Origin of the sequence: Clostridium polynesiense (genome assembly GCF_000820705.1) — a bacterium.
Taxonomy (GTDB): Bacteria; Bacillota; Clostridia; order Clostridiales; family Clostridiaceae; genus Clostridium_AA; species Clostridium_AA polynesiense.
In genome coordinates this window covers 1-14339 of record NZ_CCXI01000059.1, presented here as the reverse complement: position 1 = coordinate 14339, position 14339 = coordinate 1, and the positions used below count along the sequence as shown (strand labels likewise).

General features: G+C 35.6%; 16 protein-coding genes and 2 riboswitches. All 16 genes read right to left on the bottom strand.

Annotated features, from left to right (window positions below; genetic code table 11):
- Positions 1–462: carboxyl transferase domain-containing protein (locus TA89_RS05415; protein ID WP_040211553.1), on the bottom strand; the 462-nt coding region annotated here is incomplete at its 3' end.
- 4 nt (positions 463–466) lie between these two features.
- Positions 467–1324 carry an acetyl-CoA carboxylase, carboxyltransferase subunit beta gene (gene accD, locus TA89_RS05410; protein WP_040211551.1) on the bottom strand — a complete coding sequence of 286 codons (858 nt, stop codon included), beginning with the start codon at positions 1322–1324 and terminating at the stop codon, positions 467–469.
- Positions 1324–2670: an acetyl-CoA carboxylase biotin carboxylase subunit gene (locus tag TA89_RS05405; RefSeq protein WP_040211550.1), complete on the bottom strand. Its 1347-nt coding sequence runs from the start codon at positions 2668–2670 to the stop codon at positions 1324–1326. Before TA89_RS05405 ends, accD begins: the two co-directional genes overlap by 1 nt.
- Before the next feature lie 11 nt (positions 2671–2681).
- Positions 2682–3104 (bottom strand): 3-hydroxyacyl-ACP dehydratase FabZ, encoded by a 423-nt coding sequence (gene fabZ / locus TA89_RS05400; RefSeq protein ID WP_040211549.1) that lies wholly within the window; start codon positions 3102–3104, stop codon positions 2682–2684.
- Between the two features lie 4 nt (positions 3105–3108).
- The gene (accB, locus tag TA89_RS05395; RefSeq protein ID WP_040211548.1) at positions 3109–3585 is read right to left on the bottom strand and encodes an acetyl-CoA carboxylase biotin carboxyl carrier protein; all 477 of its coding nucleotides are present in this window, start codon (positions 3583–3585) and stop codon (positions 3109–3111) included.
- 10 nt (positions 3586–3595) lie between these two features.
- Positions 3596–4837, bottom strand: coding sequence for a beta-ketoacyl-ACP synthase II (gene fabF, locus TA89_RS05390; RefSeq protein ID WP_040211547.1), 1242 nt, complete (start codon positions 4835–4837; stop codon positions 3596–3598).
- 9 nt (positions 4838–4846) lie between these two features.
- A complete protein-coding gene (gene fabG / locus TA89_RS05385; RefSeq protein ID WP_040211546.1) occupies positions 4847–5581 on the bottom strand; it encodes a 3-oxoacyl-[acyl-carrier-protein] reductase in 735 nt (244 codons plus the stop codon).
- Between the two features lie 13 nt (positions 5582–5594).
- On the bottom strand, positions 5595–6527 hold the full coding sequence (gene fabD / locus TA89_RS05380; RefSeq protein ID WP_040211545.1) for an ACP S-malonyltransferase: 933 nt from the start codon (positions 6525–6527) through the stop codon (positions 5595–5597).
- Between the two features lie 4 nt (positions 6528–6531).
- On the bottom strand, positions 6532–7479 hold the full coding sequence (fabK, locus tag TA89_RS05375; protein ID WP_040211543.1) for an enoyl-[acyl-carrier-protein] reductase FabK: 948 nt from the start codon (positions 7477–7479) through the stop codon (positions 6532–6534).
- 22 nt (positions 7480–7501) lie between these two features.
- Positions 7502–7741, bottom strand: a complete 240-nt coding sequence (acpP, locus tag TA89_RS05370; protein WP_423219496.1) for an acyl carrier protein — start codon at positions 7739–7741, stop codon at positions 7502–7504.
- 12 nt (positions 7742–7753) lie between these two features.
- The gene (locus TA89_RS05365; protein ID WP_040211541.1) at positions 7754–8731 is read right to left on the bottom strand and encodes a beta-ketoacyl-ACP synthase III; all 978 of its coding nucleotides are present in this window, start codon (positions 8729–8731) and stop codon (positions 7754–7756) included.
- Positions 8724–9194, bottom strand: a complete 471-nt coding sequence (locus TA89_RS05360) for a MarR family winged helix-turn-helix transcriptional regulator (RefSeq protein WP_040211540.1) — start codon at positions 9192–9194, stop codon at positions 8724–8726. Before TA89_RS05360 ends, TA89_RS05365 begins: the two co-directional genes overlap by 8 nt.
- A 299-nt stretch (positions 9195–9493) precedes the next feature.
- Positions 9494–10402, bottom strand: a complete 909-nt coding sequence (locus TA89_RS05355) for an ECF transporter S component (protein WP_040211538.1) — start codon at positions 10400–10402, stop codon at positions 9494–9496.
- A gap of 144 nt (positions 10403–10546) precedes the next feature.
- Positions 10547–10662, bottom strand: a riboswitch (THF riboswitch).
- A 72-nt stretch (positions 10663–10734) separates the two neighbouring features.
- A riboswitch (ZMP/ZTP riboswitch) is annotated at positions 10735–10816 on the bottom strand.
- Between the two features lie 209 nt (positions 10817–11025).
- On the bottom strand, positions 11026–11529 hold the full coding sequence (locus TA89_RS05350) for a flavin reductase family protein (protein WP_040211536.1): 504 nt from the start codon (positions 11527–11529) through the stop codon (positions 11026–11028).
- Between the two features lie 67 nt (positions 11530–11596).
- On the bottom strand, positions 11597–12934 hold the full coding sequence (locus TA89_RS05345) for a GlmL-related ornithine degradation protein (protein ID WP_040211534.1): 1338 nt from the start codon (positions 12932–12934) through the stop codon (positions 11597–11599).
- 7 nt (positions 12935–12941) lie between these two features.
- Positions 12942–14339: OAM dimerization domain-containing protein (locus TA89_RS05340; protein ID WP_040211533.1), on the bottom strand; the 1398-nt coding region annotated here is incomplete at its 5' end.

Genomic DNA, 14339 nt, shown 5'->3' with positions numbered 1-14339 from the left:
TCCTCCGCTTCCTCCCTCCCCTGTTACTATAGATATTACAGGAACCTTCAAATTTACTAAACCAATCAATCCCTGAGCAATGGCATGACCTTGACCTCTTTCTTCCGCTCCAACACCACAAAAAGCACCGGGTGTATCTATTAAAAGTATAACTGTTCTGTTAAACTTTTCTGCTTGTTTTAATAGCCTTAAAATTTTTCTGTATCCTTCGGGGTGACTCATACCAAAATTTCTTTCTATATTTTCATAGGTATTTTCACCCTTGGTTATAGCAGCTAATGTTATATTACTATCTTTTATTCGAGCTAAGCCGCCAATAACCGCTTTGTCATCTCCAAAAGCTCTGTCGCCGTGTAGCTCTATAAAATCCTGAAATATTTCCCTGATGTAGTATTGGGCCTTTGGTCTATTTTTGTGCCTGGCTAATAGAACATTATCCCAAGCTGTAGTATTCTCAGTCATAATATTAACCCACCTTATGAAATAAAAGGAGTTTATATAAATACTCCTTTAAATTTTTTCTATTAATTATTTCATCTATAAAGCCTCTTTCTTTTAGAAATTCTGCTTTTTGAAATCCTGGCGGCAATGTTTCCTTAATAGTTTTTTCTATTACTCTTTTACCAGCAAATCCTATAGAAGCTCCTGGTTCAGATAAAATAATATCTGCCTGCATAGCAAAGCTTGCAGTTACACCCCCCATTGTGGGATCTGTAAGCACCGATATATAAAGAATTCTTTCTTCATCTAATTTTGATATTACAGCACTTATCTTAGCCATCTGCATAAGGGAAAAAATTCCTTCCTGCATTCTTGCTCCTCCTGAAGCTGTAAATATTATCAAGGGAAGCCTTCTCTTTAAAGCTAATTCAGCTGTTTTAGCTATCTTCTCTCCTACAGCAGTCCCCATACTTCCCATCATAAAGGTGCTGTCCATAATACATGCACAAAAAGTCATTTCTTTTATTGAGGCTATTCCTGTAATTACAGCTTCATCAATGCTGCTTGAACTTCTATTTACATCAATCTTTTTGGGATAATCCGGAAAACTTATGGGATCTTTAGCCTTTATCTCCTCAAATTTCTCTTCAAAACTGTCAAAGGTTATTTTTATTCTTTCCCTTGCCCCCATCCTAAAATGGAAGCCGCACTTTCTGCATAAACAGAAATTATCCTCAATGTCTTCAAAATAATATCCTTCACCGCAAACCGGACACTTGCTCCAAATACCATCTGGAACGAAAGGGATCTTATTCTCCCTGTCTGCGGCACTACCTGCAGAAAGAGTTAAATATTTTCTTTTTCTAAAAACCTCTTTAAACATCAGTTATTCACCATCTTTTTTTCAATGAAAGAAGTATCATAGTTTCCATATATAAAATCCTTACTATTCAATAATTTAAGCTGGAAATCTATGTTGGTTTCAATACCTTCTATAATTAATTCAAATAGGGCACTTTTCATTTTGCTAACCGCTTCTTCTCTATTTCTTCCATGAACGATTAACTTTGCTATCATAGAGTCATAATATGGTGGTACTTTGTATCCGCTGTAAATGGCAGTATCCATTCTAACGCCATAACCACCTGGTATATGAACAGAAGTTATTTTACCTGGACAAGGTTTAAACCCCTGTGCAGGGTCTTCTGCATTAATTCTGCATTCAATTGCATGACCTTTAATTTCAACCTCTTCCTGAGTGAAGGATAGGGGGTTCCCCTGAGCAATCTTTATCTGCTCCTTTATTAAATCAATACCGGTTACAGCTTCAGTAACAGGATGTTCTACCTGAATCCTTGTATTCATTTCCATAAAATAAAAATTATTTTTTTCATCTACTAAAAATTCTATGGTTCCTGCATTTTTATAATTTACAGTTACAGCAGCTTTTATTGCAGCCTCCCCCATCTTTTCCCGGGTTTTTTCGTTGATGAAGGTCGAAGGAGCTTCTTCAAGAATTTTTTGATTTTTTCTCTGCAGGGAGCAGTCTCTTTCTCCTAAATGAATTACATTTCCATAATTATCACCTAATATTTGAAATTCTATATGCCTAGGTTTATTTATATATTTTTCTAAGTATATATTTTCATCATTAAAGCAAGCCTTGGCTTCAGCTCTGGCATTATTATAATTATCAAGAAAATCCTTCTCCTCCTTGACAACTCTAATCCCTCTTCCACCACCTCCAGCAGCAGCTTTAATTATTACAGGAAAACCTATTTTTTTAGCTATCTTTAGAGCTTCAAAATCATCTCTAATTAAACCATCATATCCTGGAATAACCGGCACCCCTGCTTCTTTCATTTTCTTTCTGGCATTTGCCTTGTTTCCCATGAGGCTTATGCATTCAGGTTCCGGTCCTATAAATATTATTCCGCACTCCTTGCATACTTGAGCAAATTTAGGATTTTCAGAGAGAAATCCAAACCCTGGATGTATTGCCTGTGCTCCTGAATTTACTGTAGCGCTTATTATATTTTCAATGTTTAAGTAACTTTTAGCTGAATTATTAGGTCCAATGCATACAGCTTCATCTGCCAGTTCCACATGTAGGGAATCCCTATCTGCCTCAGAGTATACAGCTACGGTTTCAATTCCTAACTCCCTGCAGGCTCTTATTATCCTTAGAGCAATTTCTCCTCTGTTAGCCACTAACAACTTACTTATCATGTAATCATCTCCTAAGCACCTATAGCAAAGGTTATTTCACCCTCACAGGCAATATCTCCTGCTTTTTTTGCGCATATTTTCCCGATTCCAAAGCTTGATCGAAGTCTAACTATTTCAACTTCAAGCTCTAGTATATCCCCAGGAATAATTTTTTTTCTAAATTTTACAGAATTGATCCCTGCAAAATATGCTGTTTTCCCTTTAAATCCATCCATACTTAGTATTGCTACTGCTCCAAGCTGAGCTAAGGCTTCAACTATTAAAACTCCAGGCATTACCGGTTCTTGAGGAAAATGCCCTTGGAAGTAATATTCGTTCATGGAAACATTTTTTATTCCCTTTGCCTTTTTACCCTCTTCTAGGTAAGTAACTTTATCAATAAGTAAGAACGGGTATCTATGAGGAATTATCCTCATTATTTCTTGTATATCCATACATCTATACCTGCTTTCTTATTTTAAAGAGAGGCTCACCGTATTCAACAGTGCTGCCATCTTCCACTAAAACATCAATAATTTCTCCATCATAAGGACTCTCAATCTCATTCATTAATTTCATTGCTTCAATAATACAAAGCACGTCGCCTTTAGACACTTTTTGAGAAATACTGCAAAATGCTTCTTTATCAGGAGCCGGGGAACTGTAAAACGTTCCTACTATTGGTGATTTCACTATTTCCCATTGCTCTATTTTTTCATTATTTTCTATGTTTTTATCGGAAGCATCATTAATTTTAAAATCACTTGGAGACAAATTATGATTTAAGGTATCTTCTTCATTAACTCTATTTCTTTCTCCCGTTCTATTTATAGATTTATCTAATCGTAAGGATATGCCCTTTGCTTCATACTCAAACAGTGAAATTTCTGAGCTGTCAATAAGTTTTACAATCTCTTTTAATTCTTCAAAAGTCATTTTTATCTCCTTAGCTCCTATTGTATTTGTTAAATATTAAAGCTGCATTATGACCACCAAATCCAAGGGAAAGTGAAAGTGCATAATTTACATTATGCTTTCTCCCTATATGAGGAATATAATCTAAATCACATTCCTCATCCCTTTCCGTTAAACCTATAGTAGGATGCACAAAATCCTCTTCCAGGGCTTTAATGCAGGCTATAGCTTCTACAGCTCCAGCTGCGCCAAGCAGATGTCCTGTCATAGATTTAGTTGAAGATATAGGAATCTCATAAGCTTTACTTTGGAAAACCTTTTTAATTGCTAAGGTTTCTATCTTATCGTTATAATAGGTTCCGGTGCCATGAGCATTTATATAATTAATTTCGCTGTTTTCTATTCCAGCTTCCTCTATTGCTTCCTCCATGGCTGCAACTATTCCAGATCCTTCAGGATCTGGAGCCGTCATATGGTAAGCATCGCAGGTACTTCCATAGCCTGTAATCTCAGCATATATTTTTGCACCTCTTTTTATGGCATGATCAAGACTTTCTAAAATTAATATTCCTGCGCCTTCTCCCATTACAAAACCGCTGCGGTTTTTGTCAAAGGGAAGTGATGCTTTATCTACATTACTGCTGTTACTTAATGCTTTTAATGCAGCAAATCCAGCAATTGATATTTCTGTGATAGGAGCTTCAGCACCTCCGCATATCATAATTTCTGCTTTACCCTCTTTTATATATCTGAAGGCTTCACCTATAGAATTAGTTCCCGTTGCACAGGCACTGGATATTGAGTAAGATGGGCCTTTAACCCCCAGGTTAATAGCTATATTACCCGATGCCATATTGCTTATTATCATAGGTATAAAAAACGGTGAAACTCTCATTTTTTCCCGGCCTTCATTTTTTTTATGTTCTTCACTTATAGTAATTAATCCACCTATACCGGAACCTACTATAACCCCAATGTTGAAAGGATTTTCTTCCTCCATATTTAATCCGGAATCTAAAAACGCCTCTTTTGCTGCAGCAACTGCAAACTGACAAAATCTATCAAGCTTTCTTGCTTCTTTACGTTCCATGTAATTCTCCGGAAAGAAATTTTTCACCTCTCCAGCAGCATAAACGCCGTATTTTCCAGGAGCAACCGCTGTTACTTCATTAATTCCGCTTTTCCCTGCTTTTAAATTCATCCAAAACTCATCTAGGGTATTTCCAAGAGGAGTTATTAAACCCATACCGCTTATTACAACTCTATTCTTCATAATATCACCTCACATAGCCATTCCACCGTCAACGCATAAAACTTGACCAGTTATATAGTTAGAATCTTCTGAGGATAAAAAAGCCACAGCTTTTGCAATGTCTTCCGGTGTACCTAATTTACATAATGATATCCTGTTTAACAATTCATCTTTTAATTTTGCTGAAAGGTTAGAGGTCATATCTGTCTGTATAAAGCCTGGTGCCACTGCATTTACACATATACCTCTTGAACCTAATTCCTTTGCCAGTGATTTAGTAATTCCAATAACACCGGCTTTGGAAGCTGCATAGTTTAACTGCCCCGAGTTGCCTGATATTCCTACAACCGAAGATATGTTTATTATTTTTCCGCATTTTTGTTTAAGCATTACAGGAACAACATGCTTTATACAATTAAATGTTCCTTTTAAATTAGTTTCTATTACATTGTCAAATTTTTCTTCAGTCATCCTAATTACTAAAGAATCCTGAGTAATCCCTGCATTATTTACTAATATATCTATTCTTCCAAAGGCTTTCATAGCTTCGTTTATTAGCTGTTCAGCCTCATTGAATAATCTGACATCTGCTTTTACCGCTAAAGCCTCAACTCCATAACCTTCTATTTCATTAATCAAATTTTCGGCTTCCATATAGTTGCTTCTATAGTTAACCACCATATTTAAGCCCTGGGATGCAAGTTTTATGGCTATAGCTCTTCCTATACCTTTTGAAGAACCAGTTACAATGGCCGCTTTGGTCATATAAATCTCTCCTCTATGCAAGCTCTTTTATCACCTTTTCCAAGGTGTCTATATTTTCAGCATTCATTATTCTGCTGTTTTTATCCATTCGTTTTAAAAATCCGCTTAAAGATTTTCCAGGGCCAATTTCAACGAAAGTGTCAACGCCCATTCCAATTAAGGTCTTTATGCTATTGCTCCATAACACAGGAGAAGTTATCTGCTGCTTCATTATTTCTCTTAAACTTACTGTTCCTTTGTATTTCTCCCCTGTTGTATTAATAACTACAGGCATAATTGGCTCATTTATCTTATAGTTATTCAATTCTCTTTCAAGTTTTAATGCAGCACCTTCCATCATTGGACTGTGAAAAGATCCGTCTACTTGAAGCTTTACAGCTTTTCCTCCTGATGCTTTAATTTCCTTCACCGCTTTTTCTACCGCTTCAAAACTTCCTGAGATAGCTATTTGACCGGGGCAATTATAATTTGCAGGTATAACAAAATTTTCTCCACTTGAAACCTTTGAACATATATCCTTTACAATATTATCATTAAGGCCAAGCACTGCAGCCATGGTACCTTTTTTTTCTTCAGAAGACTCCTTCATGAAGGTTCCTCTTTTTCTCACAATTTCTAATACCGACTTAAAGTCAATTACCCCCGAGATATGAAAGGCGGTATATTCACCCAAGCTGAGCCCTGCAGCAGCTTTAGGGATAATACCTTCATTTAAAAGAACTCTGCTCAAGGCTATTGAATGAATTAATACTGCGAGCTGAGTTATTTCTGTGCTTTGAAGTTTTTCCTTTGGACCAAAGAAGCATATATCCTTTATATTGATTTTTAAAGTTTCTTCTGCCTCATCAAAAGTTTCTTTAAAAATCTTATTTGCTTCATATAGATCTTTTCCCATTCCAACATATTGAGAACCCTGACCTGGATATAAAAAAGCTATATTTCTCATTGTGCTACCTCATATATTTTAAAGTAATTTCTCTTAATGTTCTGTAAGCTTCCTGGATTATTTCATCAATTATTTCCCGGCAGCTTTGTTCTTTAGAAACAAGTCCTGCAATCTGTCCTGCCATTACAGAACCGTATTCCACATCGCCTTGAACCGCTGCTCTAGCTAGGGCTCCTCTCCCTAACTCTTCAAAGCTTTCAATAGCCTCACAGCTTTTTTCCAGCTCCTGAAACCTTCTTGTAAGCTTATTTCTTATAGATCTTACAGGATGTCCTGTAGGCCGTCCCGTTACAGATGTATCAATATCTTTTGATGCTATTACTTTTTGCTTATAATTCTCGTGTACGTTACATTCATGTGCAACTAGAAACCTTGTGCCTATCTGTACACCTTCTGCTCCCAGCATAAGGCATGCTGATAATCCTCTTCCGTCTCCTATTCCTCCTGCGGCTATTACTGGGATATTAACTGAATCTTTAACCTGAGGAAGCAAACAGAGTGTAGTTATTTCACCTATGTGTCCACCAGCCTCTGTACCTTCAGTGATAACAGCATCTGCTCCTGCTCTCTCCATCCTTACAGCCAGTGCAACGGAGGGGACCACAGGTATAACTTTGATTCCGGCAGCTTTCCACATTGGTATATATTTACCAGGATTTCCCGCTCCCGTAGTAACTACAGGTACTTTTTCTTCAACTACCACCCTTGCTAATTCTTCAGCATTTTCACTCATGAGCATTATGTTAACTGCAAAGGGTTTATCTGTTAACATTTTAGTTTTTCTTATTTCTTCTCTTACTTTCTCCACTGGAGCATTAGCACCAGCTATTACTCCAAGCCCCCCTGCATTTGATACAGAAGAAGCTAAAGAACTATCAGCTATCCAGGCCATAGCACCCTGAATAATGGGATATTTTATTTTTAACAGCTTTGTTAATCTAGTTTCTAACATTTTTTCCTCCAAATGCTCTAAATTAATTTTCTACATTATCTTCTACGTATTTAACTGCGTCACCTACAGTCTTTATTGCCTCTGCTTCCTCTATCTGAACCTTAAATTCTTCTTCTATGTCTATAATAAGCTGAAATAAATCTAAAGAATCAACTCCTAATTCTTCAAAGCTTGTTTCTAATGCTACTTTTTCTTCTTCAACTCCTAATTGTTCAACTATTAATTTTTTTATTTTATCAAATATCATAGTATATTCCTCCACTTTTTTATTATTTTACCATTCAATTAGTATAGAACCGTAGGTTAAACCTCCTCCAAACCCCACCGCAATGATTAAATCTCCTTTTTCTATCATTCCTTTTTCTACCGCTTCATTAAGAGCTATAGGGATGCTTGCAGAGGATGTATTCCCATAATCCTGTAGATTTACATAAAATTTTTCCATAGGTATTGCTAACTTTTTACTAGCAAACTCTATTATCCTTAGATTTGCTTGATGGGGTATTATTAGCTTTATATCTTTATGAGAAATTTTGTATTCATCAAAAAGTTTTTTAATGCTTCCCACCATTATCCTTGTTGCAAATCTAAATACCTCCTGACCATTCATCTTTATATAGCTGTCTTCATTAGAAAAGCTACCTTTATTTTGAAAAGGATCTCTTGGAGGGAGTGCTTTGCTTATAAGATATCCTGACTTATCACCTTCTGCACCTGTTGATACTTTAATGATTCCTGACTCACTGCTTTTTTCTATAAAAACAGCTCCTGCACCATCTCCAAAAAGTACACAGGTGCTTCTGTCTTTCCAATCAGTTATTTTAGAAAGACACTCTGCACCAATCACCAATGCATTCTTAAATCTTCCCGCTGAAATCATTGAGTCTGCTATATCTAGTGCATAAATAAATCCGGAACAGGCTGCATTAATATCCATTGCAGAGGCTTTAAATGCTCCAATCTTTTGCTGTACAATACATGCAGTTGAAGGAGTAAAGGTATCAGGAGTAACTGTAGCTACAATAATCATCTCAATTTCCTCTACTTTAATGCCGGCATTTTTTAAGCATTTTTCTGCAGCTTCTGAAGCTAAGTCTGATGTGTTTTTATACCTTGATATCCTTCTATTCCTTATCCCTGTCCTTGTAGTAATCCATTCATCAGAAGTATCTACCAGTTCAGCAAGCATGCTATTGTCTATTATAAAATCTGGTACGGCACTTCCTGTAGATACAATCCTTGAGTTAAACATTTGAACTCTCCTTATTATTTAAATTGTATCTATCCTTAAAAAAATTGTTCAGCTTTTCTAAGGATGTAATGAGTATTTCTTCCTCTTCTTCTGTAAGTCCGTTTATAGTTTCCTTGATCATATCTCCATGAAACTTCTGATGGACCTTATATGCAAGCTTTCCCTTTTTAGTTAACTTTACCTTAACCACTCTTCTATCTTCTTCCACCCGCTCTCTTTCAACATACCCTTTTTTAATGAGCTTATTTATGGCAGTAGTAAGTGTACCAAGAGTGATTTTTAGGTCATTAGCTACCTCAGACATATTTCTTGGAATGTATTCTCCTATTGCTTCAATTGTATGAATTTCTGTTACAGACAAATCTGAAAGCTCTCCTCTCTTTAATGCCTGCTGCTCAATCTGAAGAATATCATTAAATATATCCACAAGGAGTTCATTTAAAACATGTTCACTTCTGTCCAATATCATCCACTCCTTATATTATTGTTTAACCTCACTTTTTAATTTATAATGTAAGTTATTTTGATTGTAAAATACTTTGACTATCAAAGTATTTACTTTGATAGTCAAAGTATATAACATATAATTCTACCTGTCAAGAAAAAATGAAATCATGATTACTGGCGATACGAACTGCTGATAAAAAAGTCTGCATCCTTCTGCAGAGGGAGGATACAGACTTTTTCCTTGTCAGGAATTCAAGGGAACTTTTCTTTTGTATACGAAGATAAAGAACCAAATTTACAGTATTATTTGCTCTGTCAGTGTTTTCTTCTATAGAGGAATGGTTCGTCTATTACTTTCACAAAGCTATGCTGATTTCTACCAATACCCAGGAGCATAGCAACAAAATAGGCTTTTACTGTATTGCCTAAAATTTCTTCTATTACACGTGGAATCCATACAACTACAAAGGGTAAAACCTTCCATGATGTAAAGATTGTTTCACGTAGGACCAATGTGTTAATGGTAGTTACAAATAAACCAGAAGCAATCATGGCAATCAGCAACTGGGGAACTTGTCCTCTGTTCCTATCATTGAGGAGCTTCTTTGATATAAACAAATCTGAAATTAATAAAAGGATTCCCAGAGCACCACTCCCAATTATTCCTGATGTAACAAAAGTAATGAAAGTCGCCAGATTTCCTGATGGATCTTTCATGTTAATTGTTCTTTTGATAAGCATTTTGCTTACGAGATGCATATTTTCTGTATTGATATTTTCTTTCTGTACCTGATTATAAAATTCACTATTAATACCATCAGCAGAGAGAAAAGAAATATTACAAATACCTACTAACAATAAAAGCACCGAGAACACAGCAATTGTAATTCTCATTTTCTCGCAGTTTTTATTCCTCAATACAGACCATAATACGCCTCTAATAAAACCGCCAGCTGCTGCTACCATAGTCATTAATGGTATATAGGTTCCCATAGGTTTCAAAAGATGACCTAAAAAGTCAGAAAGTCCAGTTACAATAGCTCCATACACAGGTCCGAATAAAATAGATGGCATAATAGAGAAAATCCCGGAAATTCCAATAGTCATACCATTTTGTCCAAACAAAGGTATACAAAAAGAAAATGTTGTTTTCAAAACCAGTGAAATGCTAAGAAACACCGCAGATATTATGATGCGGCGTATATGTAAAGCTGATTTATCCAATTTAACTTCTCCCTTCCTAATAAATATAATGGAAATTCACCTGTTAAATAGATATATTACATTTCAACCATAAAAATACACCTCCTGTTATGCAGCACAGCTACACAACAAGAGGCATGATGTTTACACCGCTTCTCCTTATGTAGCAGCGGGATGCGAACCTTGTACCGTAAGCCTGCAAAGGCTTTTCGTCCTTCTGACAACTCCCCGTTCAGAAGGCACTAAAAATCAACGATTTACGCACAAAATTCTACTCTGCTCATGATTATAAATATTCTCTAAATGACACTAGTAGCATTTAGAAAGAAATAAAAAAAGACCCACCATTCCAAGCATAATGCCCAGACGGTCGGCTTTCAAAAAACGCTATACTTCCTGTGGTTAATTCCACTTCCGTCAGTTATATAGCATCAATATATTATCACTATTCCTTATTGCTGTCAATTATTACATCGGGCTTTCCCATTATGTACTCCTTTACCTCCGAAATTTCAAGAGCTTATTCTAGAAAAAAGAATTCTTTCGTCTTACTCTTGTCTCCTAGCCCCAAGAAGCTGATAAAATTCATGAAAATTCACTATACTAATAAAAAGATAGGCTTATATAAACCTATCTTTTTATTATTAATCATTAAAATAGCAGCTTACAATTTCTCCATAATAAGTTGTATGATAATCCTCATTATAATACCAGGTTTCATTAAAATCTCCCTTCAAAATTTTAGGGTCTATTTCACTTTTGTAGATAATTTTACATTCAAAGTATACCCCACAGTTTTTGATTATAGGTGATTCAACATTTGCTGCCTCCTGAAGTTCGATGTTTGCTAATTCATATTTATTTACATCTCTTCCTGATTTAGAACCGCATAAAGCTAATGCCTTTTTCATTGTGCTGTTTGTTGGCACGCTGAGAGTAAAACTGTCTGCTTTTTCAATAATACTATGAGTATATCGGGATTTTCTAACCATTATGTTAAATACCGGTCTTCCCCAAGCATAACCAATGCTTCCCCATGATATAGTCATGGTATTGATTTTATCTTCATTTTTAACTGTTAAAAAAGCTCCTTGTTTGGATAAATACTTCATTCCTTTTTCCATACATCTAATAAAATCTAATGCCATATTCTCGTTCCTCCTATTGCTATATTAAGGATATTATAGCATAAGATAATAAACATTGAAATTTTAACTACATATTTATCCCTATACTCTGCAAAATCAACTGTTCAGCTGCTTTTTTATCCTCTTTCATCAATACTCCGCAGCAGGCCATAACATATTTATTGTCTATTAATATTTCAGCTTCTCTTTTAGGTAGCATGGTAATATCATCCTTTAAATACTTACTAGAACTTAGAATCTCCTCACCCTTTCCTAATTTGATTAAGGCTCCTCCAGTACCTATTATATATTTAATTTTTGATAAGTCTTTACCAAAAGCCATATACCCTTTAGATGTTCCGTAAATCCTTTTAACATAGCCAACATGCCTATTTAAAGCGATTTCTACAGCTTTTTTAGCAATTACATTAACCCAATACTTCTCTTCTTCTGTTTCAGGAATGGGTTTTATTAAAGACTTTATATACTCCCTGCTTTTCCCCTTCATCTCCCATTCTTCTAGTAGGTTAATTAAATTCTCAGAATTTACATATACACCCAGATCCCCCTCCACTGTCCTTTTAGCTTTTGGCTCTGGACTTACTAATATATCTGTGATTTTTTTATCTCCTAAGGTTACAGAGTGAACGTCTGTAGTGGCCCCTCCAACATCAATAACTAAAACATCACCTATTATGTCATAAAGTAATTTAGCAGCTTCCATCACAGCACCTGGAGTGGGAAGGATATTTCCGTAAATGTACTTTTTAATTTCACCCATACCTGGAGCTTTAACTATATTCTTTTCAAAAGCAGTCTGAATAGCTTTCCTCGTAGGTTCCACCTTTAATTCATCAACTCGAGGATATACATTATCAACTACATATAACTCATATCCCTGTAAAACTCCCCTAATGTCTTCCTCTATAGCCTTATTCCCACAGTATATAACAGGTACATCTAAATTTTCATTTTTTATAAGTTCTGCATTATACAAAGCGGTTTCATATTCTCCGTAATCTGTTCCCCCTGAAATCATCAGCAGATTTGGTTTTATATTCCTTATCTTTTTTATGTCAGAGCTCCTAAGTTTTCCTGAAGTGATATACTTTATATTACCGCCAGCCCCTAAAGCAGCCTCTTTTGCTGCTTTTACTGTCATATCCTCTACAAGTCCATGAACAGTTATTTTTAAACCTCCTGCAGCACTGCTGGAAGCCAGTATCTTTCCGTATTGAATCTTTTCTCCTATATTATTTTCTAAATCCTTAATTGCATTATTCAACCCTATATTTACATCGCCTTCTTCAATAGTAGTGCAGCTCTTTCCTTGCCCAATTATATATGACTTTGAACTCTCATTGCATATAGCAGTTACTAAAGTAGTTGTACTTCCTATTTCAGCTACTAAATAATTTATAAACATTTATTTTCTATGCCAACCCCTTTTTTTCTAATTCTTCAAGTATAAAGGTAGCTACATGCATCCCTTTAGAGCCTCTTCCAAAACCTCCGTCCATTCCCGCCGCCTTTGCTAAATCATCAGTAACCTGAGTACCCCCTGCTATTATTATAAATTTATCTCTGATTCCCTTTTCAATAGCAAGTTCATTTATCTTTTTCATATTTTTAATGTGAATATCGTTATGTGTAATAATTGTACTCACTAAAACTGCATTTGACTTGGTTTCAATTGCAGCATCCAGCAGCTTTTCCACTGGACAGGAAGTGCCTAGATATATACACTCTATTCCATACTTTTCAATTCCACCATGTTTTATATCAATGGTTTCTCTAAGTCCCACGGAATGTTCATCTTCTCCCACTGTGGCAGCTACTACTTTTATAGGATTCTCTGCAAAAAAACTTTTTAAGTAATCATCGCTTAGTGGCTTTTTTTGCTCTTTTATTATAAGATCCTCTTTATTAATCTTAAAAGTGACTTTACCCTTTATCTCAATTAATGTACCCTCACTCTTTTGAAGAATCTGTTTATGGATAACTTCCACATCCTTCAAGTTCATCTTTCTGCCAATGTCAATAGCTGCCGCTTCGCTTATCCTCTCATCTTCCGGTATGAAAAGAGTAACAGCCACAGTACCGTCCTTATTCCATTCAACCTCCGGAACTATGAGTTTTTCATCTTTACTTCTCTCCAACCGTTTATTGACATTATCTTCTTCATCCAACTCATCAATATATTTTACCTTACTATGACAGCATAAAGTACATTCATTAATATCCATGCATGGTTTATTCTTTTCTTTAGGTACTTTATTATATCCAAAGTGTGCACATACTGGAGCATAATAACTTTCTTTTCTTTCTACTATGCTATCTGTACCTATGCCTCCATTGATTTTTCTGCTTATTCCATCTCCATTTCTTTCAGGATATTCTCCTGAATCCACAAAAAAACCTTCCTGTACTGCTTTAAAATAACCTCCAGCTTCAAGTATTTCCTCCAGAAAGAGTACAGCTCTTTCCTTTAATTCTCTGGATTTTTCTCTTAGATATCCATCTTTTTTTAGTTCAATCATATCCATAAGCCCATCCATACCCAAAAGCGCCTGCTTAGCAGTATTTATAGCATGAATGTTATTATAGTGCCATGGTACATTTCTACCTTCATCAGGAGTAATGGTGCTTTGGATATCTGACGAGGTGAGTTTTGATATCAATAAGTTCAGTGTATGACTCACTGTAGCTTCTCTTGTGCAGGATTCAATATACTTAGTATTCATTTGGGCTCTCATTTTATATTCCCTGAATAATTCCCTTAAGGCAACAGCGTAGGGAAGGTCAATTTTAATACAGGGTGCCGGTGATGA